This is a genomic window from Leifsonia sp. 466MF (assembly GCF_900100265.1).
Classification (GTDB): domain Bacteria; phylum Actinomycetota; class Actinomycetes; order Actinomycetales; family Microbacteriaceae; genus Leifsonia.
In genome coordinates, this window is sequence record NZ_LT629696.1 from 1,561,153 (window position 1) to 1,583,223 (window position 22,071).

Below are 22,071 nucleotides of genomic sequence, written 5' to 3' on the forward strand. Positions count from 1 at the left end.
GCGAGAGCCGATCGCACTGTCGGTGGTCCTTCCTAGACTGGAGGCATGCTTCCCACGCGCTCCGTCCGTCCCTTCGAGGTCGTCAGCGAATACAGTCCGAGCGGCGACCAGCCGCAGGCGATCGCCGAACTGTCCGCCCGCATCAACGCGGGTGAGACCGACGTGGTGCTGCTGGGTGCGACCGGCACGGGAAAGTCGGCGACGACCGCGTGGCTGATCGAGCAGGTGCAGCGGCCGACGCTGGTGCTCGCGCACAACAAGACGCTCGCCGCTCAGCTGGCGAACGAGTTCCGCGAACTCCTGCCCAACAACGCGGTCGAGTACTTCGTGTCGTACTACGACTACTACCAGCCGGAGGCCTACGTTCCGCAGACGGACACCTTCATCGAGAAGGACTCGTCGATCAACGCCGAGGTCGAGCGGCTGCGTCACTCCACCACCAACTCGCTGCTCAGCCGGCGCGACGTCGTCGTCGTCTCGACCGTCTCGTGCATCTACGGCCTCGGTGCCGCCGAGGAGTACCTGGAGGCCATGGTCGCTCTCCAGGTCGGCCAGAACGTCGGCCGCGACGCGCTGATCCGCCGCTTCGTCAACATGCAGTACGAGCGCAACGACGTCGACTTCTCGCGCGGCAAGTTCCGCGTGCGCGGCGACACGATCGAGATCATCCCCGTCTACGAAGAGAACGCGATCCGCATCGAGCTGTTCGGCGACGAGATCGAGGCGTTGTACTCGCTGCACCCGTTGACCGGCAACGTGATCAAGAAGATGGATGCGGTGTCCGTGTTCCCGGCGACGCACTATGCCGCGAGCCCCGCGACGATGCAGCGTGCGATCGGCACCATCCAGGAGGAGCTGCAGGAGCGCCTGCAGGAGCTGGAGCGCGAGGGCAAGCTGCTCGAGGCCCAGCGGCTGCGGATGCGCACCCAGTTCGACCTCGAGATGATGGAGCAGATCGGTTTCTGCTCGGGCATCGAGAACTACTCCCGCCACATCGACGGTCGCGCGCCGGGGGAGGCCCCGAACTGCCTGCTCGACTACTTCCCCGACGACTTCCTGGTGGTGATCGACGAGTCGCACGTGACCGTGCCGCAGATCGGCGCCATGTACGAGGGCGACGCGTCGCGGAAGCGGACGCTGGTCGAGCACGGGTTCCGGTTGCCGAGCGCGCTGGACAACCGTCCGCTCAAGTGGAACGAGTTCAAGGACCGCGTCGGCCAGACCGTGTACCTCTCCGCCACCCCGGGCAAGTACGAGATGGGCATCGCGGACGGCGTGGTCGAGCAGATCATCCGCCCGACCGGCCTGATCGACCCCGAGATCGTGGTCAAGCCCACCAAGGGGCAGATCGACGACCTGCTGGAGGAGATCCGCCTGCGGGTGGAGCGCGACGAGCGCGTGCTCGTCACCACGCTCACCAAGAAGATGGCGGAGGAGCTCACCGACTTCCTCGCGGAGGCGGGGGTGAAGGTGCGATACCTCCACTCGGACGTCGACACGCTGCGCCGGGTGGAGCTGCTCAGCGAGCTCCGCGCGGGCGTCTACGACGTGCTGGTCGGCATCAACCTGCTGCGTGAGGGACTCGACCTTCCGGAGGTGTCGCTGGTCGCCATCCTCGACGCCGACAAGGAGGGCTTCCTGCGCTCCTCGACCTCGCTGGTGCAGACGATCGGACGAGCGGCTCGAAACGTGTCCGGGCAGGTCCACATGTACGCGGACGTGCTCACCGACTCCATGAAGAGCGCGATCGAGGAGACCGACCGACGGCGCGAGAAGCAGATCGAGTACAACCGCGTCAACGGCATCGATCCGACTCCGCTCCGCAAGCGCATCGCCGACATCACCGACGTGCTGGCGCGCGAGGAGGCGGACACCGCGCGGATGCTCGCCGGGCGCGAGCAGAAGCGCAAGAGCCCGACGCCCAACCTGCGCAACGGCGGCATCGCGGCGCAGGGCGCGGCGGAACTCGAAGGACTCATCGCCGATCTCAACCAGCAGATGCTGGCGGCAGCAGGGGAGTTGAAGTTCGAGCTGGCGGCCCGCCTGCGCGACGAGCTCTCCGACCTGAAGCGCGATCTGCGGCAGATGGAGAAGGCCGGGCACCTGGGCTGACCGGTCGGCACCGCTGGGCGCTCGCGCGGGTTACGGTGGCAGGGTGACCACGAAGGCGGGCGGACGGCGGCGATGGACCCTCGCCGTGTGCGTCGTGCTCGCGGCGGTCGCCCTCGTCGCCGTGGCGTTCCAGGGAGCGCCGCAGTTCAGCGGGCCGCGGATGTTCCTGCCGCCCGGCCCCGTCCGGACGCAGGCGCCGGCTCCGCAGGAGTCGGGCACCCCGGCGCCGCGCGGGACGGCGCACGAGGTCCGCATCGACATGTCGTGGCTGCTGGTCGCCCTCGTCGTGCTCGCCGTCATCATCGGGTTGGCGCTGCTCTGGCGCCTTCGTCGCCGTCCGTCGCGGCCGCTCGAACTGCCTCCGCTCGACACGGTCGGTGTGGCGGAGACCTCCGAGGTGCACGCTGACCAGGGGCCCGAGCCCGAGCCGGAGCAGGTGCGCCGCGGCCTCGACCGCGCCGCTGAGGTTCTCGCCGAACCGCGCGAGCCGCGTGACGCGATCGAGGCCGCCTGGGTGGGCCTGGAGGAGGGCGCCGCCGATTCCGGCGTCCGTCGCCTCCCGGCCGAGACGCCCGCCGAGTTCGCAGCGCGCGTTGTCGCCCGCGTGGCGGCCGACCGCGACGCCGCAGCCCGGCTCCTCGCCCTCTACCTGCGCGCCCGATTCAGCAGCGCGCCCGTGACCGCAGCCGACGTCGCAGCCGCCCGGGACGCGGTCGAGGCGCTGCGCGCATCCTGGAGCGTCGCGTCCGGCGGCCGGTCGAGCACCCGGGAAGGCGGCCGCCGATGAGCGAACGAGACACCCGCCGAACGCCCCGCTCCGAGCGGCCAGCCCGGCGCGACGACCGGCAGCGTGTCGCGCCGCGCCCGAAGCGTCTCCCGCCACGCCTGCTGCGCCGTCTCATCCTGAGCGCCTTGCTGGGGGTCGCGGTCGGTCTGGCGGCCTGGTGGCTCGGGATGGACGAAGCCCACGCAACCGGCCTCGGTGCTGCGGCCCTGGCGTTCACGGCCTGTCTCTCGGCCCTCGGCGAAGCGGCCGATCTGACCTGGCCGCCGGCCGCGCCGCCACTCCGCCCCGGGTCGCGACGGGATGTCGTCGCCCTCGGCTGGTCGCTCAGCTCGCGCGGCGGACGCGCGTCGCCGGAGGGGCTGCGCGCCCTCCGTTCGGTCGCGGAGCGCGCGCTCCGCCTGCGCGGACTCGACCTGGAGGACCGCGCGGCGGATGCGCAGCTGGAGGAACTCCTCGGCCCCGACATCCTCGCGCTCCTCCGTCGCGGGTCCGTCGTCACGTCGCCGCGGACCTCGCAGATCGGCGCCGTGCTCGACCGCCTCGAACAGCTCGTGCCTCAACACACTCTGTCCGTCACTCGCATGCCCACCACCCACTCGCCCGAGGAGCCGACCCGTGCCCGCTGACCACCGCACCGCATCCACCACCGCATCCACGTCAGCCGCATCCCAGTCAATGCCGGTCGACGAGGTCGCCCGTCTCGGCGCGGCCGTGCTCGACCGGGTCGGGAGCGTCGTGGTCGGGATGCGCGAACCGCTGCGGATCGCCTTCGCCACGATCCTGGCGGGCGGCCACGTGCTGTTCGAAGACGTCCCCGGCCTCGGCAAGACCCTCGCCGCCCGGAGCATCGCGGCCGCCGTCGGGCTGGACTTCCGTCGCCTCCAGTGCACGCCCGACCTGCTGCCGTCCGACATCACCGGGTCGTTCGTGTATGTGCCGAGCAGCGGCGACTTCGAGTTCCGTCCCGGTCCGGTGTTCACCGGGCTGTTCCTCGCCGACGAGATCAACCGCACGTCGCCCAAGACGCAGTCCGCGCTGCTGGAGGCCATGGCGGAGGGGCAGGTGTCGGTCGAGGGCCGCAGCTTCCCGCTCCCGTCACCCTTCCACGTCGTCGCGACGGCCAACCCGATCGAGTCGGAGGGCACGTACGCGCTTCCCGAGGCGCAGCTCGACCGGTTCATGGTGCGGCTCGGCGTCGGCTACCCGGACGAGGCGGGGGAGTCGCGCGTCCTGCTCTCCCGTGTGGCACGACGGCATGAGGTCGCCACGGTCGAGGCGGTCATCGACGCGGCGACGCTCGCGGCCATGCAGGCGGGGGTCGAGGCGGTGGATGTGGATGCGGACATCGCCGCGTACTGCGTCCGCCTCGCCGCGGCCACCCGCCGGCACCGCTCCGTCGAGGTCGGGGCGTCCCCACGCGGGTCGCAGGGCCTCCTGCTCGTCGCGCGAGCCCTCGCCGTGCTCGACGGGCGCGACTTCGTCATCCCCGACGATGTGAAGGCCGTGGCCGTCCCGGTGCTCGCCCACAGGCTTACGCTCACGGTGCAGGCGTGGACGGGCGGCGTTCGTGCGGAGCAGGTCGTCCTGGAGGTGGTCAACACCGTGCCCGGACCGCCGGCCGTCGGGACGGCCCAGCGCGCGGGGGCGGAGGCCTCCGCGTGACGGGCCGCACCCGGAGCGCGAGTTTCCGATGACCGAGCGAGCCGTCACCGTCACACGGACCGGGTGGATGCCCAGCCCGGCGCTGGCGGGCGCGATCGTGGTCGGAGTGATCGGCGTGGTCGCCGCCTTCGTCATGTCCCGGCTCGAACCGGCGCTGATCGGCATCCCGCTGCTGCTCTCCGCCGCGTTGGGCTGGGACCGCAGGCCGGCCGCGTCCGTCGACCCGGTCGAGATCAGCACGGCTGTGACTGTTGAGGAGGCCGCCCACAACGGCGACGGCGACGCGACCCTCGGCATCCACGTCGCGGCGTCTGCCACCCAAGGGCGCGGAACCCAGCGCCCCGACGCCCTGCACCTCCGCCTGGGCTTGGGCGCCGCCGCGCCCGTCGAGGCCGTCGTCACCCCGCGAACGGCCGCGGACCTCCGCAGCGAGGTGCCCATCGTGCACTCCGGTCCGCAGCGCGTCGCCGCGGTCGAGGCTCGTGCTCTGGGCGCGGACGCGGCCTGGGCGAGCACGCCCACGGACGAGGCCGCTGTCGAGCGGGTCGTCCGGCCGCGGCGCGCGCCCCTCCGCAGTCTTCCGCTGCCCGCGCGGCTGCTCGGGCTGACCGGGCAGCACATCTCCACGCGCCCGGGAGACGGCGGCGAGTTCCGCGACATCGACCTGTTCCATCCCGGCGACCGGCTGCGCCGCATCGACTGGAAGGCCACGGCGCGCGCCGGTCGCGGAGTCGACCTGTACGTCCGGCGCACCACGGCGACCTCCGACGCGGCCGTGCACCTCGTGCTCGACGCGCGAGACGACGTCAGCGCGGTCGTCGCCGACTGGCCGCGCGCCTACCCGCGTCCCGCAGTGTCGTCCCTCGACCTCGCGCGGGAGGCCGCCTCCTCGCTCGCGGCCGCCTACGCCGGGGCGGCCGACCGGGTCGGGTTCGACGACCTGGGGGAGTCGCGCCGCGTGCTTCCTCCGCGGGCGGGCGCGCGGCACCGGGAGCGGGTGCTGCGGGCGATCGAGGCGACCGCCGCGAACGGGGCGCCGTTCACGCGGGTCCGTTCTCCGCGGCTCGCTCCGGGGTCGATCGTCTTCGTCATGTCGACCTTCCTCGACGATCAGCCCGTCACGCTCGCTCTCACCTGGCGCGCCGCCGGCCACAGGGTGGTCGCCGTCGACGTGCTGCCTGCTCGGGATGCGCGGGAGCTGCCCGCCCGTGATCGCCTGGCCCTGCGCACCATCGAGCTCGAGCGCTCCCTCCGCCTCGAGCAGCTGCAGTCGGGCGGTGTCGAGCTGCTCGTCTGGCAGGATGCTGCCCAGCGCGAGGCGGCGCTGCGTGTGCTGGCGTCCGGACGGGCCCGACGGTGAGCCGCGACGACGCGCGGCCGGCGAACGGGCCCGCACCCGGTGCCGCGACGCCGGTCGGGACACCATCCGGGTCGGCGACGCCGGCACCGGTGCTCGGCGTACGGACCGTTCCTGCCTGGTCTGTCCGCGTGCTCTTCGCCGCGATCGCGCTGCTGCTCGTGCTGGTCGGCGTGCCCGAGGGTCCGTGGACGGGCATCGCAGCCCTCCTGATCGGCGTCTCGGTGTGGCGGCCGCGCTGGCTGACCGCGTGGGTGCTCATCGGGGTGCTGCTGCTGTCCTCCCTGGTCGAGCCCGGCACGCTCACTCCGCGCCTGCTCGGCCTGATCGCCGGTGCGCACGCCCTCCACCTGCTGGCCGGATGGATGCTGGCTCTACCCGCCGCCGCACGCCTGCAGCCCGCGGTGCTGCTCCCTTCTCTTCGTCGGTTCGCGATCATCCAGGTGCCGGTGCAGCTCGCCGCCGTCGCCCTGCTGCTGCTCCGGGGCGGCGGGGGCATCGGGCCGAGCGTCCCCGTGCTCGCCGCCGTCTCCGGACTCGCCCTCGCCGCGCTGGTCGGCCTGCTGCTTCCCGCCCTGCTCCGCCGCGCGCCGCGCTGAGCGCTCGGCTCGGCCTCCGCATCCACTCCAGCCTCCGCATCCAGTCGCCGAGGGTTGGAATGTCGGTGGTCGCGCCTAGACTCGCGGCTGCACGGGATCACCGTGCCGTCCAGGGTAGAATCGAACACACGTTCGACCTGGCGAACGGGTGCGCGGTGGGCGAACAGCCCCGATTTCCCAGTACGGATGGCGGAGAATAGAGCGAGTGAGCAGCGGGCGAGTGAACAGCGATCGGGTCGGGGAATCCGGCAACATCAGCAGGGTGACGGGGTCGCACCTCAGTGTGCGCGGCGCACGCGTTCACAACCTGCACAACGTCGACCTCGAGATCCCACGCGACTCGATGGTGGTCTTCACGGGCCTGTCCGGATCCGGCAAGTCGTCGCTCGCGTTCGACACGATCTTCGCGGAGGGGCAGCGCCGCTACGTCGAGTCGCTGTCCGCGTACGCGCGGCAGTTCCTGGGCCAGGTGGACCGGCCGGACGTCGACTTCATCGAGGGCCTCAGCCCCGCGGTGTCGATCGACCAGAAGTCGACCAACCGCAACCCGCGGTCCACGGTGGGCACCATCACCGAGATCTACGACTACATGCGTCTGCTGTGGGCGCGTATCGGCGTTCCGCACTGTCCGATCTGCGGTGAGCGCATCCAGCGTCAGACCGTCCAGCAGATCGCCGACCAGCTCATGGAGCTCGAGCCCGGCACCCGCTACATGGTCGTCAGCCCGGTGGTCTCGCAGAAGAAGGGCGAGTTCGTCGACCTCTTCAAGGAGCTCGCGGCGAGCGGTTACTCGCGCGCGCTCGTCGACGGCGAGCAGATCCAGCTCTCCGAGCCGCCGACGCTGAAGAAGCAGTACAAGCACGACATCTCGGTCGTCGTCGACCGCCTTGTCGCCGGCCCGGACATCCTCGGCCGGCTGACCGACTCCCTGGAGACGGCGCTGCGCCTCACCGACGGTCTCGTCCAGGTCAACTACGTCGACCGCGAAGGGCCCGCCGCCTGGCAGAACTTCAGCGAGAAGCTGTCGTGCCCCAACGGCCACCCGATCCAGCTGACCGAGATCGAGCCGCGCACCTTCTCGTTCAACGCCCCGTTCGGCGCCTGCCCCGAGTGCTCCGGCCTCGGCACGCGCATGTCGGTGGATGACGAGCTCCTGCTCGGCGACGACGAGCTCAGCATCGCCGAAGGCGTCATCGTGCCGTGGACCACTCAGGGCAAGGGACTCTTCAACTACTACGAGAAGCTGCTCGACGGCCTCGCCCGCGACCTCAAGTTCTCGCTCAAGACGCCGTGGAAGAAGTTGCCGGAGAACGTGCGCGACGCGGTGCTGCACGGCGACAACTTCGAGGTCAAGGTGCGGTGGAAGAACCGCTACGGCCGCGAGATGTCGTACACCTCCGGCTTCGAGGGCGTGGTGCCCTACATCGAGCGGCAGTATCTGCAGGCCGAGACCGACACGCAGCGCGCCCGCTGGGCCGAGTACCTGCGCGAGGTCCCGTGCCCGGTCTGCGGCGGCAAGCGGCTGAAGCCCGAGGTGCTCGCGGTGCTCGTGCACGGCAAGAGCATCGCCGACGCGTCGCTGCTCAGCCTGAGCGACGCCCGCAACTTCATGGAGAAGCTGCACCTGACGGAGCGCGAGCAGAAGATCGGTGCGCAGGTGCTGCGCGAGATCAAGGTCCGGCTCGACTTCCTCATCCAGGTCGGCCTCAGCTACCTCGACCTGGCCCGCGCGGCCGGCACGCTGTCCGGCGGCGAGGCGCAGCGCATCCGCCTGGCGACCCAGATCGGCTCCGGCCTGACCGGCGTGCTCTACGTGCTCGACGAGCCGAGCATCGGCCTGCACCAGCGCGACAACCGCCGGCTCATCGACACGCTCGTCGCCCTGCGCGACCTCGGCAACACGCTGATCGTGGTCGAGCACGACGAGGACACCATCCGCACCGCCGACTGGATCGTCGACATCGGCCCCGGCGCGGGCGTCAACGGCGGTCACGTCGTCCACTCCGGTTCGTACGACGACTTGCTCGCCAACACAGAGTCGCTGACCGGCGACTACCTGGCGGGCCGTCGTGAGATCGCCATCCCGTCCAAGCGCCGCAAGGTCGACAAGAAGCGGATGATCCGCGTCGTGGATGCGGAGGCCAACAACCTCAAGAAGGTCACAGTCGACTTCCCGCTCGGCACGTTCGTGGCGGTGACCGGTGTCTCCGGTTCGGGCAAGTCGTCGCTGGTCAACGACATCCTGTACCGGGTGATGGCCAACAAGCTCAACGGCGCCCGCAAGGTGCCGGGAAAGCACCGGACCGTCACCGGTCTCGAGAACCTCGACAAGGTCGTCCACGTCGACCAGGCGCCCATCGGCCGCACCCCGCGGTCGAACCCGGCGACCTACACCGGCGTCTTCGATCGCATCCGCAACCTGTTCGCCGAGACGCCGGAGGCGAAGACCCGCGGCTATCTGCCCGGCCGGTTCAGCTTCAACGTCAAGGGAGGACGCTGCGAGGCGTGCTCGGGTGACGGCACGATCAAGATCGAGATGAACTTCCTGCCCGACGTCTACGTGGCGTGCGAGGTGTGCGGGGGAGCGCGGTACAACCGCGACACCCTGTCCGTGCACTACAAGGGCAAGAACATCGCCGAGGTGCTCGACATGCCGATCAGCGAGGCGGCGGAGTTCTTCCGGCCGATCTCGGCCATCCACCGCTACCTGCAGACACTCGTCGACGTCGGCCTCGGCTACGTCCGGCTCGGGCAGAGCGCGACGACCCTCTCCGGCGGCGAGGCGCAGCGCGTGAAGCTCGCGACCGAGCTGCAGCGCCGGTCCAACGGCCGCAGCGTGTACGTTCTCGACGAGCCGACCACGGGTCTGCACTTCGAGGATGTCCGCAAGCTGTTGCTGGTGCTGAACGGTCTGCTCGACAAGGGCAACACGGTGATCGTCATCGAGCACAACCTCGACGTCATCAAGTCGGCCGACTGGATCATCGACATGGGTCCGGAGGGCGGCGCCGGCGGCGGAGAGGTCATCGCGACGGGCACACCCGAGAAGGTCGCGGAGACCCCGGGCAGCCACACCGGCTTCTTCCTCAAGGAGATCCTGCAGGGCGAGTCCGCCCGGGGCGCCGCGTAAGAGGCGCCATGGCAGACACTGTCAGCTACCGGCCGAAGGCCGGCGAGATCCCGACGCAACCCGGGGTGTACCGGTTCCGTGACAAGAACCGGCGCGTGCTCTATGTCGGCAAGGCGAAGAACCTGCGCGCGCGGCTGAGCAACTACTTCCAGCCGCTGCGCAGCCTCCACGAGCGCACCCGCCGCATGGTCACCACCGCGGCGAGCGTCGAGTGGACGGTCGTCGGCACGGAGTACGAGGCGCTCCAGCTGGAGTACACCTGGATCAAGGAGTTCAACCCGCCTTTCAACGTCAAGTTCCGCGACGACAAGACGTACCCGTACCTGGCGGTGACGCTCGGCGACCGCATCCCGCGCGTCATGATCACGCGCAACCGCAACATCAAGGACGCGCGCTACTTCGGCCCGTACACGAAGGTCTGGGCGATCCGCGAGACGGTCGACCTGATGTTGAAGGCCTTCCCGATGCGGAGCTGCTCCGACGGCGTGTACCGCCGCGCCGAGCTCACCGGGCGGCCCTGCCTCCTGGGCGACATCGGCAAGTGCGCGGCGCCCTGCGTCGGGCGCATCTCGCCCGGCGACCACAAGTCCCTCGCCATCGATTTCGCCTCCTTCATGGCGGGCAACGACAGCGGCTATCTGCGCGACCTGAACGAGAAGATGAAGCAGGCGGCCAGCACGATGGACTACGAGTCCGCCGCGCGCCACCGCGACGCCATCCAGGCGCTCGAGGGAGTGCTCGGCAAGAGCGCGGTCGTGCTTCCGGAGAACATCGACGCCGACGTCTTCGGCATCGCCCACGACGAGCTGGCCGCGGCCGTGCAGCAGTTCATCGTGCGCGGCGGCCGCGTCCGCGGTGTGCGCAGCTGGGTGGTCGACAAGGAGCTCGACATGGAGCTCGCGGAACTCGTCGAGACCGTCGTGCAGAACGCCTACGACGGACCGGACGCCCCGCCGCGCGAGATCATCGTGCCCGAGCTGCCGGAAGACACCGCGGAGCTCGAGCAGTGGCTGACCCAGCGCCGCCGTGAGACGCCGGACCCGTCCGCCGCCCGCGGCCGTCTCACCGGCCGCGTCGAGCTGCGCACAGCGCAGCGCGGCGACAAGGCCGCGATCGCGCAGACCGTCGAGATGAACGCGAAGAACGCGCTCGTCCTGTACAAGACCCGGCGGAGCTCGGACTTCGTGGCGCGGTCGAAGGCGCTGAACGACATCCAGGACGCCCTCGGCATGGACGAGGCGCCGCTCCGGATGGAGTGCTACGACGTCTCGCACCTCAGCGGCACGAACATCGTGGCGTCGATGGTGGTCTTCGAGGACGGTCTGCCGCGCAAGGACCAGTACCGCCGGTTCAGCATCCCCGAGTCGACCGACGACACGGAGTCGATCTACCAGGTCATCTCCCGCCGCCTGGCGTACCTGAAGGACGCGCCTGCAGCGGCAGCCGACACCGCCCCCACCGTTGATGAGGAGACGGCGCTCGACGCCGAGGGCGCGGCCGGTGCCGACGAGATCGTGGATGCCGCCGAGGGCCGTCGCCGCAAGTTCTCCTACCCGCCTAACCTGCTGATCGTCGACGGAGGCCAGCCTCAGGTCGCCGCCGCGAAGCGCGCGCTCGACGAGTCCGGGGTCACCGGCATCCAGCTCGCGGGAATCGCCAAGCGCCTGGAGGAGATCTGGCTGCCGGACTCCGGCTTCCCGGTGATCCTGCCGCGGAACAGCGACGCCCTGTTCCTCATCCAGCGCCTCCGCGATGAGGCCCACCGCTTCGCGATCACCTACCAGCGGGCACGCCGCAAGCGCGACATCGGGACGGTGCTGGGCGAGATCCCGGGCCTCGGTCCGTCGCGTGTGAAGGAGCTACTGAAGCACTTCGGCTCGGTGGCCCAGCTGCGCAAGGCGACGCCTGAGCAGATCGCCGAGGTGCGCGGGGTCGGTCCGACCCTCGCGACCGCGATCTTCGAGCGGCTCGCAGAGGGCGGCAGTCGCTAGGCTGGGGGAACACCACAACGGAGGAGACCGGACGATGGCCACCGACGGCGACACAGTCGCGACGAACGCCGAGCAGCAGGAAGTCCTCATCGTCACCGGGATGTCGGGCGCCGGCCGCTCGACGGTCGCCAATGCGCTGGAGGACCTCGACTGGTACGTCGTGGACAACCTCCCGCCGCAGATGCTGCGCCCGCTGATCGAGCTCGCCAACCGCGCCGAGTCGGGTCTGCCCCGCATCGCCGCGGTCGTCGACGTGCGCGGGCGCAACTTCTTCGTCGATCTGCGCGACATGATCCAGAGCCTCCGCGAGGGCACCAAGGTGCGCGTGCTGTTCCTGGAGGCGTCCGACGCGGTGCTCGTCCGCCGGTTCGAGCAGGTGCGCAGGCCGCACCCGCTGCAGGGCGACGGCACCATCCTCGACGGCATCTCGGCGGAACGGACGCGGTTGCGCGAGATCCGCGAAGCGAGCGACATCATCGTCGACACCACCGACCTCAACATCCACCAGCTGGCGACCAACATCACCGACACCTTCGCGGCGGAGGATGCCGCCGACGTGCAGGTGACGGTGATGAGCTTCGGCTTCAAGTACGGGCTGCCCGCCGACGCCGACATGGTCGCCGACGCGCGCTTCCTGCCCAACCCGTTCTGGAACCCCGAGCTGCGACCGCACACGGGTCTGGAGGAGATCGTCAGCGACTACGTCCTGGCGCAGGACGGCGCCGACGAGTTCATCCAGGGATACGTCTCGGCGCTCCGGCCGATCATGTCCGGCTACCAGCGTGAGAACAAACGGCACGCTCTGATCGCGATAGGCTGCACTGGCGGAAAGCACCGGTCCGTCGCGATTGCGGAAGAGCTCGCGGCGCGGTTGCGGAGTTTCCCCGGTCTGTCGGTCAACACCAAGCACCGCGACCTCGGCCGTGAATGATCACGGCTTTTCCCTCCACGGCACCACCCCCGCCTTGAGACAGTAAGGAATCCGATTGGCTCTCACCGCCGACGTCAAGGACGAGCTCACGAAGGTCGAGGTCAGCAAGACCACGGTCCGAGCAGCAGAACTGGCCACCATCCTCCGGTTCTCGGGCGGTCTGCACCTCATCGGCGGCCGGATCGCGGTCGAGAGCGAACTCGACACCCCGGAACTCGCCCGGCGGGTGCGGAAGGATCTCGCGGAGCTGTACGGCGTCCGCAGCGAGGTGTCTGTCATCTCGGCGTCCGGACTGCGTCGCAGCAGCCAGTACCTCGTCCGCGTGCTCGAGGGCGGCGAGACGCTCGCCCGGCAGACCGGACTCCTGGATGCGCGTCGCCGGCCGATCCGCGGCCTCCCGAACCGCCTGACCACCGGATCCCGCGACGAGCTCGCCGCCGTCTGGCGCGGAGCCTTCCTCGCCCACGGCTCGCTCACCGACCCGGGCCGCTCCGCCGCCCTCGAGGTGACCTGCCCCGGTAACGAGGCCGCCATGGCGCTCGTCGGCGCGGCAGGCCGTCTCGGCATCGCGGCCAAGGCCCGTGAGGTGCGCGGCGTGCATCGCGTCGTCATCCGCGACGGCGAGGCGATCAGCGCCATGCTCGTCGCGATGGGTGCCCTCCAGACCGTCACCAACTGGGAGGAGCTTCGGCAGCGCCGCGAGGTGCGCGCCAACGCCAACCGCCTGGTCAACTTCGACGACGCCAACCTGCGACGCTCGGCCCAGGCCGCCGTCGCCGCGTGCGCGCGCGTGGAGCGCGCGCTCGAGATCCTCGGCCCCGACGTCCCGCAGCACCTGCGCTACGCGGGTGAGCTGCGTCTCGCGCACCGCGACTCCAGCCTGGACGAGCTGGGTCACCACGCCGACCCGCCCATGACGAAGGACGCGGTCGCGGGCCGCATCCGCCGCCTGCTCGCGATGGCGGACAAGCGCGCGAGCGACCTCGGCATCCCCGGCACGGAGGCGAGCCTCCCCGCCGATCTGGACGAGGTGTAAGTTTCGACGGGGAACGTGCGGCCGGAAGGAAGCATCCGACGGCCGCCCGGGTTGCCCTTACTAGACTCGACGAGTCGCTCGAATCACAACAACAGTGGAGATGAGTAATGGCTGACTACACGCTGCCGGACCTTCCGTACGACTACTCGGCTCTTGAGCCGAACATCAGCGGCCGGATCATGGAGCTGCACCACGACAAGCACCACAAGACGTACGTCGACGGCGCGAACACCGCCATCGCCAAGCTGGCCGAGGCGCGCGACGCCGACGACCTGACCTACGTCAACAAGCTCGAGAAGGACCTCGCGTTCAACCTCGCCGGCCACGTCAACCACACCGTGTTCTGGAACAACCTCTCTCCGGACGGCGGCGACAAGCCGGTCGGCGAGCTGGCCGCCGCGATCGACGAGTTCTTCGGGTCGTTCGACAAGTTCCGCGCCCACTTCACGGCGTCGGCGCTCGGCATCCAGGGCTCCGGCTGGTCGATCCTGGCCTGGGACTCGCTCGGGCAGAAGCTCATCATCGAGCAGCTGTACGACCACCAGGGCAACCTCGCCGCGGCGACCGTCCCGCTCCTCATGCTCGACATGTGGGAGCACGCCTTCTACCTCGACTACGTCAACGTGAAGGCCGACTACGTGAAGGCGTTCTGGAACATCACCAACTGGGGCGATGTCAATGACCGCTTCGTCCGTGCGCGCGAGAAGACCGCGGGTCTGCTGCTACTGTCGTAGGCGGGTGGGCGTCCCGGGAGGGACCCTCCCGGGACGCCGCCGTCCGCAATCAACACCTGACAAAGCGCGCCGTCCGGCGCCCATCGAGTAACTGGAGACATCTGTGTCCGTAAAGATCGGAATCAACGGGTTCGGTCGCATTGGTCGTAACTACCTGCGCGCCGCCCTGGCGAAGGGCAGCGACCTCGAGGTCGTCGCGGTGAACGACCTCACCGACAACAAGACGCTCGCACACCTGCTCAAGTACGACTCCATCACGGGCCGTCTCGACGCGACGGTGGAGCTCGACGGCGACAACATCGTCGTCAACGGCAACCCGATCAAGGTCCTCGCGGAGCGCGACCCCGCCAACCTCGGCTGGGGCGACCTGGGCGTCGACATCGTCATCGAGTCGACCGGCCGCTTCACCAAGGCCGACGACGCGCGCAAGCACATCGAGGCGGGCGCCAAGAAGGTCATCATCTCGGCTCCGGCGACCGGCGAGGACGCCACGTTCGTCATGGGCGTGAACGAGCACCTCTACGACCCGGCGTCGCACAACATCATCTCCAACGCGTCCTGCACCACGAACTGCCTCGCGCCGCTCGCCAAGGTGTTCAACGACGAGTTCGGCATCGAGCGCGGTCTGATGACCACGGTCCACGCCTACACCGCTGACCAGAACCTCCAGGACGGCCCGCACTCCGACCTGCGTCGCGCCCGCGCCGCCGCGATCAACATCGTCCCGACCTCCACCGGTGCGGCGAAGGCCATCGGCCTCGTCCTCCCGGAGCTCAAGGGCAAGCTCGACGGCTTCGCGCTGCGCGTCCCGGTCCCCACCGGCTCCATCACCGACCTCACGGTCACCGCCTCGCGCCCGGTCACGGTCGACGAGGTCAAGGCGGCCTACAAGAAGGCGGCGGAGGGCCCGCTGAAGGGCATCCTCAAGTACACGGAGGACGAGATCGTCTCCTCCGACATCGTCTCCGACCCGCACTCCTCGATCTTCGACTCGGGTCTGCTGCGTGTCCTCGGCGACCAGGTGAAGCTCTCGAGCTGGTACGACAACGAGTGGGGCTACTCCAACCGTCTCGTCGACCTGACCGAGTACGTCGCCGAGCGCCTCTAAGCGCAGGGAACCGACGTGACGCTCCGCACTCTCGACTCACTCGGTTCGCTCGCCGGCAAGCGGGTCGTCGTCCGCTGTGATCTCAACGTGCCCCTGGACGGCGCAAAGATCACGGACGACGGTCGCGTGCGAGCGTCTATTCCCACGCTGAACGCCCTGATCAACCAGGGCGCGAAGGTGGTCGTGATCTCGCACCTGGGACGCCCCGAGGGCGCCCCGGATGCGAAGTACAGCCTGGCGCCGGTCGCCCAGCGGCTCTCCGAGCTGCTGGGCGCGCCGGTGACCTTCGCCAAGGACACCGTCGGCGGCGGCGCCGAGGAGGCCGTCAACGGCCTCAACGACGGCGACGTCGCCCTGCTGGAGAACCTCCGGTTCAACCCGGGGGAGACCTCGAAGGACGAGAGCGAGCGTCGTGCCTTCGCCGAGAAGCTGGCCGCCTTCGGCGACGCCTTCGTCTCGGACGGCTTCGGCGTCGTGCATCGGAAGCAGGCGAGCGTCTACGAGCTCGCCCAACTGCTGCCGAGCGCGGCCGGCACGCTGATCCAGGCCGAGCTCGACGTGCTCGACCGTCTGACCGAGAACCCGGAGCGGCCGTACGCGGTCGTCCTCGGCGGCTCGAAGGTCTCGGACAAGCTCGGTGTCATCGGTCACCTGCTGCCGAAGGTCAACTCGCTGCTGATCGGCGGCGGGATGCTGTTCACCTTCCTCGCGGCCAAGGGCATGAAGGTCGGGTCGAGCCTGCTCGAAGCCGACCAGATCGACACCGTCAAGGGCTACCTGGCGAAGGCCGAGGAGCTCGGCGTCGAGCTGGTGCTCCCGCGCGACGTCGTGGTGGCCTCGAAGTTCGGCGCCGACGCGGAGCACGTGGTGCGCCCGGTCGACGCGATCGAGGACACCGACTGGGGTGACAAGGGCCTGGGGCTCGACATCGGCCCGGAGACCGCCGAGCTGTTCTCGGAGTACGTCCGCGGAGCGCGCACGGTGTTCTGGAACGGCCCGATGGGCGTGTTCGAGCTGGCGCCGTTCGCGGCGGGCACGAAGGCGGTCGCGCAGGCGCTCACCGAGGTCGACGGCCTCAGCGTCGTCGGAGGTGGCGACTCCGCCGCGGCCGTCCGTGCGCTCGGGTTCCGTGACGACCAGTTCGGTCACATCTCGACGGGCGGAGGCGCGAGCCTCGAGTTCCTCGAAGGCAAGCGACTCCCCGGACTGGAGGTCCTCGGATGGCAGCAGTGAGCCCCACGGTGCGGCGTGTCCCGCTCATCGCCGGCAACTGGAAGATGAACCTGGACCACCTCCAGGCGATCGCGTTCGTGCAGAAGCTCGCGTGGACGCTGAAGGACGCCAACCACGACTTCTCGGCGGTGGAGGTGGCGGTCTTCCCGCCCTTCACCGACCTGCGGAGCGTGCAGACGCTGGTGGCGGCCGACAAGCTGCCGCTCGCCTTCGGCGGACAGGACGTCTCGGAGCACGAGTCGGGTGCGTACACGGGCGAGATCTCGGCCGCGTTCCTCGCGGCCCTGGAGTCGCGGTACGTCATCATCGGTCACTCGGAGCGGCGCACGCTGCACGCCGAGACCGACGAGCAGGTCGCCGGAAAGGTGGCCGCCGCGCTGAAGCACAACATCGCCCCGATCATCTGCGTCGGCGAGACGGCGGAGGACCTCGAGACCCACGGCGCGAGCGCTGTGCCGGTTGCGCAGCTCCGTGCCGCGCTGTCCCGCGTCGACTCGGCCGCCGACTTCGTCGTGGCGTACGAGCCCGTCTGGGCCATCGGCTCCGGCCAGGCGGCGACGCCCGAGCAGGCGGAGCAGGTGGCGGCGGCACTGCGTGCGGTCATCGCCGAGGTGCTGGGCGACGACGTCGCGGCCAAGACGCGCATCCTTTACGGCGGTTCGGTGAAGTCGGGCAACATCGCCGGCTTCATGCGCGAGCCCAATGTGGACGGCGCGCTGGTCGGCGGTGCGAGCCTCGACGTGAACGAGTTCGCCGCGATCGTCCGGTATCAGAAGCACGTCGGTCTCTGACGGCTCCCGCCGGTTATACTGGTCGTTGGTCTTCCCGGGCACGGCCCGGACGCTTCCCGAAAGGTTCCACGTGCTGATTCTCCAGGTCGTCCTGCAGGTGCTGCTCGGCATCACCAGCCTCCTGCTGACGCTGCTCATCCTGCTGCACAAGGGTCGCGGCGGCGGTCTGTCCGACATGTTCGGAGGCGGCGTCACGTCTAACCTGGGTGCGTCGGGTGTCGCCGAGCGCAACCTGAACCGCATCACCGTGATCCTGGGCCTGATCTGGATCACCTGCATCGTCGTGCTCGGTCTGATCACGAAGTTCAGCGCGTAAGCGCACACTGAAGAAGGAGAGACTGCATGGCATCCGGAGGCAGTGCAATCCGCGGCTCGCGCGTCGGCGCGGGCCCGATGGGCGAGCAGGACCGTGGTTTCCACGCGGACCGCGTCGCGATCTCGTACTGGGACGCTCTCGGCAACGAGACGGTCCGCTACTTCGCGGCGAACCTCCCCGAGGAGGAGATTCCCGACATCATCGACTCGCCGTCGACCGGTCTTCCGGCCGGCCGCGACAAGGAGAACCCGCCGTCGGTCGCGAAGACGGAGCCCTACAAGACGCACCTCGCGTATGTGAAGGAGCGCCGCAGCGAAGAGGAGGCGGAGCAGCTGCTCGAGGACGCCCTCAACCAGCTGCGCGCCCGTCGGGGTCGTCCGACCACCAACTGAGCGTTCACGTCACGAAGGCCGCCCCCCTCTCGGTGGGCGGCCTTCGTGCGTTTGTGCCCGCCCTATCCCATCCCATCCCCACGATTTGCGCCAAATCTCGGTTATCGCTCTCCCATAACCACGATTTGGCGCAAATCTCGGTCATCGCGGCTCTATAGCGACGATGTGGCGCAAGTCTCGGGGCTACACTGCGGGCATGCGGGGAGCACGGGACGATCGGGCGGACACTCCGCGTGCGCTCGGCGACGAGGTCAGCCGGCTCAGTCTGCTCGCCCTGCTGGAGGAGGCGGTCGACGCGGCCGAGAAGGCCGACATCCTGCTCGCGCGCTGCGACGACATCGACGTGACGACAGCGGCGGATGCGCGACAGGCGCTCCGGCTACGGGTCACCTTCGCCGAGCTGCACCGCTGGGTGGACGAACTCGACCTCGACGGCCGGGAGGCGGAGGTGCGCGACGAGACGGCTCGCCTGCTCGCGTTCTACCTGCACCTGCTGACGCACGCGTTCGACCGCCGCATCGCCGCCGCAGGGCACGACCGGCGTGCGATCCGACAACGCGGACCGTTGACCGGTGCGCCCTGCGCGCGGTTGACGACGCTGCGGGAGCGGGTCAGTAGCTGGGTGCGATGAGGTTCTCGGGCACGTCGACGGCGGCATCCTTGTCCACGAAGAACACGGTCCGCTTGCGGCCCTTGGCACCCGCGACGGGGACCTCGGTGTAGCTGGCGCCGGCGAGGGCGAGACCGAGGGCACTGGCCTTGTCGGTGCCGGACAGCACGAGCCAGATGCGGTCGGAGGAGTTGATCACCGGGCGGGTGAGGCTCAGCCGCTGCGGCGGCGGCTTCGGCGAGTCGCGCTCGGCGATCACCGACGCCTTCTCCTCGCGGATCCCCGGACGGTCCGGGAACAGCGACGCGATGTGGCCGTCCGGCCCGACGCCGAGGAAGGTGATGTCGAACTTCGGCACCGGCCAGCCCTCGTGGGCGAACGCCTCGAGCTCGGCCGCGTAGAGGCGGGCCGCCTCGTCGATGTCCGGGACCTCGTCCGACGACGGGAAGGGGTGCACGTTCTCCGGCGGGACCGCGATGTGGTCGAGCAGGGCCTCGCGGGCCTGGCGCTCGTTGCGGTCGGGGCTGTCACGCGGCACGAACCGCTCGTCTCCCCACCAGAAGTGCACCTTCGACCAGTCGATGGTGTCGCGGGCGGGGGAGGCGTTGACCGCCTCCAGCACCGCGATGCCCATCGTGCCGCCGGTGAGCGCGATGTTCGCCACCCCCAGATCGTCGAGGATGTCGATCGTCTTGGTGAGGAAGCGCGCGGCCACAGACGCGGTCAGAGCCTCCTTGTCGGGGTGAACGAGCACCCGCCGTTCGTTCGTCATACCCTGGCGCCTGCTCCTTCGTCGGAGGTCTCCAGCAGTGCGAGACCCTTGGTGATGACCTCGCCGTAGAGGTCGTCCGGGTCCAGCCTACGCAGTTCTTCCGCCAGGCAGTCCCGCAGGCTGCGGCGTGGCAGGGAGAGGTCGTGTGTGGGCTGGCCGGGCTGCGACAGGCGAGCGACGTTCGGGACCTCGCGCCGCAGCTCGATCACGCCGGACGCGCGCTCCATCTTCACGCCGTGGATGCCGCCCGAGCCGATCGCGCGCGAGGCGAGGTCGTACTGCACGGGCACCTGCAGCTGGAGCCGCAGCCAGGCGGCGAGGAGCAGCGTGGACGGCGAGTCGGCCGCACCGGCCACGTCGACGGCCGTGATCGGCTCGTACGGCGGTTGGTCCAGCACCGCGGCGAGCTGCGCGCGCCACAGTGTCAGGCGCGTCCACGCGAAGTCCGTGTCACCGGGGGCGTAGGTCTTGCCCAGGTGGAACAGGAACTCCTGCGGGTTCGGCTGCGCGGAGGCGTCGGTGATCCGCCGGGTCGCGATGCGGCCCAGGGGAGAGGTGGACGCCTTCTCGGGCGCGATGCCCGGCCACCAGACCACCACGGGGGCGTCGGGGAGGAGCAGGCCGGTGACCAGTCCCTCCTCGTCGCTCGCCGTGTCGCCGTAAGCGCGGAGCACGATGACCTCGCTGGCCCCGGCGTCGCCGCCGACGCGGATCTGCGCGTCGAGTCGGCCGTCGCCGTTGTGGGTCCGCTCCTCCTCGGTCGACACCACGATCACGCGCATCGGGTGCTCGCGGGAGGCGTCGTTGGCGGCCTCGATGGCCTCCTCCTCCTGACCCAGGTGCGTCGCGATGATGAGCGTCAGGACGCGGCCGAGGGCGACGGCGCCGCCCTCCTCGCGGATCTTGACGAGCGCCTTCGAGATGTTGCTGACGGTCGTCGCGGGAAGGTCGACGATCATGGACGCCTCCAAACGCGGCCGTCACGGGCGAGGAGCTCGTCGGCCGACTTCGGGCCCCAGGTTCCGGGGCGGTACTGCTCGGGCTGGCCCTGCGTGGCCCAGAAGTCCTCGATCGGGTCGAGGATCTTCCAGGAGAGCTCGACCTCCTCGTGGCGGGGGAACAGCGGCGGGTCGCCGAGCAGCACATCCAGGATGAGCCGCTCGTACGCCTCGGGGCTGGCCTCCGTGAAGGCGTGGCCGTAGCCGAAGTCCATGCTGACGTCGCGCACCTGCATGCCGGCGCCCGGGACCTTCGAGCCGAAGCGGATGGTCACACCCTCGTCGGGCTGGACGCGGATGACGAGCGCGTTCTGGCCGAGCGCGCTGGTCTGCGACTCCGCGAAGAGCTGCTGCGGAGCGCGCTTGAAGACGACCGCGATCTCGGTGACGCGGCGGCCGAGGCGCTTGCCGGCGCGCAGGTAGAACGGGACGCCCGCCCACCGGCGGGTGCCGATCTCCAGCTTGATGGCCGCGTAGGTCTCCGTGGTGGAGTGCGGGTTCATCCCGTCCTCCTCCAGGAAGCCCGGGACCTTCTCGCCGCCCTGCCAGCCGGGGCCGTACTGTCCGCGGGCCGTCGACTTCGCGAGGTCCTTGGGCAGCCGGACGGCGGCGAGCACCTTCTCCTTCTCGGCGCGCAGGTCTGCGGCGTTGAACGAGATGGGCTCCTCCATCGCCGTGAGGGCGAGGAGCTGCAGCAGGTGGTTCTGGATGACGTCGCGCGCAGCGCCGATGCCGTCGTAGTAGCCGGCCCGGCCGCCTACGCCGATGTCCTCGGCCATGGTGATCTGCACGTGGTCGACGTAGTTGGCGTTCCAGATCGGCTCGTACAGCTCGTTGGCGAAGCGCAGCGCCAGGATGTTCTGGACCGTCTCCTTGCCGAGGTAGTGGTCGATGCGGAACACCGAGTCCGGCGGGAACACCGTCTCCACGACCGCGTTCAGCTCGCGAGCCGACTGCAGGTCGTGGCCGAACGGCTTCTCGATGACGACGCGCCGCCAGCCGTCGCCGGACTGGTCGGCGAGACCGGACCGCTTCAGCTGCTCGGTGACGATCGGGAACGCCTTCGGCGGGATGGACAGGTAGAACGCATGGTTGCCCATGGTCCCGCGCTCCTTGTCCAGGTCTTCGACGGTCTGCTTGAGGCGCTGGAACGCCTCGTCATCGTCGAACTCTCCCGGGACGAAGCGGATGCCCTGTGCGAGCTGCTGCCACACGTCGTCGTCGAACGGCGTGCGGGCGTACTGCTTGACCGCGTCGTACACGACCTTCTCGAAGTCCTGGTCCTCCCAGTCACGCCGGGCGAAGCCGACGAGAGAGAACCCGGGCGGCAGGAGGCCGCGGTTCGCGAGGTCGTACACCGCGGGCATCAGCTTCTTGCGCGACAGGTCGCCTGTCACACCGAAGATGATGAGGCTGCTGGGCCCCGCGATGCGATTCAGACGGCGGTCGGAGGGCAACCGCAGCGGGTTGAACTCCGGGGTGATTTCCACCGGTGACACGTGGGTGATCTCC

20 protein-coding genes are annotated in these 22,071 nt (G+C 69.7%); 17 read left to right on the forward strand and 3 right to left on the reverse strand.

The features are described 5' to 3' along the window. Positions 1-45 precede the first annotated feature (45 nt). The 17 genes from uvrB to BLR91_RS07515 all read left to right on the forward strand — a co-directional run bounded on the left by uvrB (position 46) and on the right by BLR91_RS07515 (position 18,810). Positions 46-2,112: an excinuclease ABC subunit UvrB gene (uvrB, locus tag BLR91_RS07435; protein WP_018191153.1), complete on the forward strand. Its 2,067-nt coding sequence runs from the start codon at positions 46-48 to the stop codon at positions 2,110-2,112. 43 nt (positions 2,113-2,155) lie between these two features. Beyond that, complete coding sequence (locus tag BLR91_RS07440) at positions 2,156-2,899, forward strand: DUF4129 domain-containing protein (protein ID WP_231918847.1); 744 nt, start codon at positions 2,156-2,158, stop codon at positions 2,897-2,899. Beyond that, positions 2,896-3,525, forward strand: a complete 630-nt coding sequence (locus tag BLR91_RS07445; protein ID WP_089876056.1) for a hypothetical protein — start codon at positions 2,896-2,898, stop codon at positions 3,523-3,525. The genes BLR91_RS07440 and BLR91_RS07445 overlap by 4 nt, the downstream gene beginning before the upstream one ends. Then, positions 3,515-4,561 carry an AAA family ATPase gene (locus BLR91_RS07450; protein ID WP_089876053.1) on the forward strand — a complete coding sequence of 349 codons (1,047 nt, stop codon included), beginning with the start codon at positions 3,515-3,517 and terminating at the stop codon, positions 4,559-4,561. Before BLR91_RS07445 ends, BLR91_RS07450 begins: the two co-directional genes overlap by 11 nt. Before the next feature lie 28 nt (positions 4,562-4,589). Next, entirely contained in the window at positions 4,590-5,921 is a 1,332-nt protein-coding gene (locus BLR91_RS07455; protein ID WP_089876051.1) for a DUF58 domain-containing protein, read from the forward strand. After that, positions 5,918-6,517 carry a hypothetical protein gene (locus tag BLR91_RS07460; RefSeq protein ID WP_089876048.1) on the forward strand — a complete coding sequence of 200 codons (600 nt, stop codon included), beginning with the start codon at positions 5,918-5,920 and terminating at the stop codon, positions 6,515-6,517. Before BLR91_RS07455 ends, BLR91_RS07460 begins: the two co-directional genes overlap by 4 nt. Positions 6,518-6,737: 220 nt before the next feature. After that, positions 6,738-9,647, forward strand: coding sequence for an excinuclease ABC subunit UvrA (uvrA, locus tag BLR91_RS07465; protein ID WP_018191147.1), 2,910 nt, complete (start codon positions 6,738-6,740; stop codon positions 9,645-9,647). Between the two features lie 8 nt (positions 9,648-9,655). Next, positions 9,656-11,638: an excinuclease ABC subunit UvrC gene (gene uvrC, locus BLR91_RS07470; RefSeq protein ID WP_089876046.1), complete on the forward strand. Its 1,983-nt coding sequence runs from the start codon at positions 9,656-9,658 to the stop codon at positions 11,636-11,638. A gap of 34 nt (positions 11,639-11,672) precedes the next feature. Then, a complete protein-coding gene (gene rapZ, locus BLR91_RS07475) occupies positions 11,673-12,569 on the forward strand; it encodes an RNase adapter RapZ (RefSeq protein ID WP_089876044.1) in 897 nt (298 codons plus the stop codon). A 55-nt stretch (positions 12,570-12,624) separates the two neighbouring features. Continuing rightward, positions 12,625-13,605: a DNA-binding protein WhiA gene (gene whiA / locus BLR91_RS07480; RefSeq protein ID WP_018191144.1), complete on the forward strand. Its 981-nt coding sequence runs from the start codon at positions 12,625-12,627 to the stop codon at positions 13,603-13,605. A gap of 107 nt (positions 13,606-13,712) precedes the next feature. After that, positions 13,713-14,339, forward strand: coding sequence for a superoxide dismutase (locus BLR91_RS07485; protein WP_020077536.1), 627 nt, complete (start codon positions 13,713-13,715; stop codon positions 14,337-14,339). Between the two features lie 103 nt (positions 14,340-14,442). Beyond that, positions 14,443-15,447, forward strand: a complete 1,005-nt coding sequence (gap, locus tag BLR91_RS07490; protein WP_018191142.1) for a type I glyceraldehyde-3-phosphate dehydrogenase — start codon at positions 14,443-14,445, stop codon at positions 15,445-15,447. Between the two features lie 15 nt (positions 15,448-15,462). After that, positions 15,463-16,680: a phosphoglycerate kinase gene (locus BLR91_RS07495; RefSeq protein ID WP_089876042.1), complete on the forward strand. Its 1,218-nt coding sequence runs from the start codon at positions 15,463-15,465 to the stop codon at positions 16,678-16,680. Next, positions 16,668-17,471, forward strand: coding sequence for a triose-phosphate isomerase (tpiA, locus tag BLR91_RS07500; RefSeq protein ID WP_039731453.1), 804 nt, complete (start codon positions 16,668-16,670; stop codon positions 17,469-17,471). The genes BLR91_RS07495 and tpiA overlap by 13 nt, the downstream gene beginning before the upstream one ends. 70 nt (positions 17,472-17,541) lie before the next feature. Beyond that, complete coding sequence (secG, locus tag BLR91_RS07505) at positions 17,542-17,787, forward strand: preprotein translocase subunit SecG (protein WP_018191139.1); 246 nt, start codon at positions 17,542-17,544, stop codon at positions 17,785-17,787. A 26-nt stretch (positions 17,788-17,813) separates the two neighbouring features. Continuing rightward, positions 17,814-18,179, forward strand: coding sequence for an RNA polymerase-binding protein RbpA (locus tag BLR91_RS07510; protein ID WP_018191138.1), 366 nt, complete (start codon positions 17,814-17,816; stop codon positions 18,177-18,179). A 196-nt stretch (positions 18,180-18,375) separates the two neighbouring features. Continuing rightward, positions 18,376-18,810 carry a hypothetical protein gene (locus BLR91_RS07515; protein ID WP_089876040.1) on the forward strand — a complete coding sequence of 145 codons (435 nt, stop codon included), beginning with the start codon at positions 18,376-18,378 and terminating at the stop codon, positions 18,808-18,810. On the opposite strand, the gene pgl is transcribed toward BLR91_RS07515, so the two are convergent. From pgl to zwf, 3 genes are read right to left on the reverse strand one after another with little or no spacing between them, the layout of a single operon-like run. Next, positions 18,791-19,561, reverse strand: a complete 771-nt coding sequence (gene pgl / locus BLR91_RS07520; protein ID WP_018191136.1) for a 6-phosphogluconolactonase — start codon at positions 19,559-19,561, stop codon at positions 18,791-18,793. The two genes, BLR91_RS07515 and pgl, sit on opposite strands and share 20 nt — an antisense overlap. Further along, on the reverse strand, positions 19,558-20,520 hold the full coding sequence (locus BLR91_RS07525; protein WP_020077538.1) for a glucose-6-phosphate dehydrogenase assembly protein OpcA: 963 nt from the start codon (positions 20,518-20,520) through the stop codon (positions 19,558-19,560). The genes pgl and BLR91_RS07525 overlap by 4 nt, the downstream gene beginning before the upstream one ends. Next, a complete protein-coding gene (gene zwf / locus BLR91_RS07530; RefSeq protein WP_089876038.1) occupies positions 20,517-22,058 on the reverse strand; it encodes a glucose-6-phosphate dehydrogenase in 1,542 nt (513 codons plus the stop codon). The genes BLR91_RS07525 and zwf overlap by 4 nt, the downstream gene beginning before the upstream one ends. Between the last annotated feature and the right edge of the window lie 13 nt (positions 22,059-22,071).

Excerpts from the sequence above, each read along its gene's own strand:
- uvrB (WP_018191153.1), top strand. The coding sequence starts at position 46 with ATGCTTCCCACGCGCTCCGTCCGTCCCTTCGAGGTCGTCAGCGAATAC.
- BLR91_RS07445 (WP_089876056.1), top strand. The coding sequence starts at position 2,896 with ATGAGCGAACGAGACACCCGCCGAACGCCCCGCTCCGAGCGGCCAGCC.
- BLR91_RS07455 (WP_089876051.1), top strand. The coding sequence starts at position 4,590 with ATGACCGAGCGAGCCGTCACCGTCACACGGACCGGGTGGATGCCCAGC.
- uvrC (WP_089876046.1), top strand. The coding sequence starts at position 9,656 with ATGGCAGACACTGTCAGCTACCGGCCGAAGGCCGGCGAGATCCCGACG.
- rapZ (WP_089876044.1), top strand. The coding sequence starts at position 11,673 with ATGGCCACCGACGGCGACACAGTCGCGACGAACGCCGAGCAGCAGGAA.
- BLR91_RS07485 (WP_020077536.1), top strand. The coding sequence starts at position 13,713 with ATGGCTGACTACACGCTGCCGGACCTTCCGTACGACTACTCGGCTCTT.
- tpiA (WP_039731453.1), top strand. The coding sequence starts at position 16,668 with ATGGCAGCAGTGAGCCCCACGGTGCGGCGTGTCCCGCTCATCGCCGGC.
- BLR91_RS07510 (WP_018191138.1), top strand. The coding sequence starts at position 17,814 with ATGGCATCCGGAGGCAGTGCAATCCGCGGCTCGCGCGTCGGCGCGGGC.
- BLR91_RS07515 (WP_089876040.1), top strand. The coding sequence starts at position 18,376 with ATGCGGGGAGCACGGGACGATCGGGCGGACACTCCGCGTGCGCTCGGC.
- pgl (WP_018191136.1), bottom strand. The coding sequence starts at position 19,561 with ATGACGAACGAACGGCGGGTGCTCGTTCACCCCGACAAGGAGGCTCTG.
- BLR91_RS07525 (WP_020077538.1), bottom strand. The coding sequence starts at position 20,520 with ATGATCGTCGACCTTCCCGCGACGACCGTCAGCAACATCTCGAAGGCG.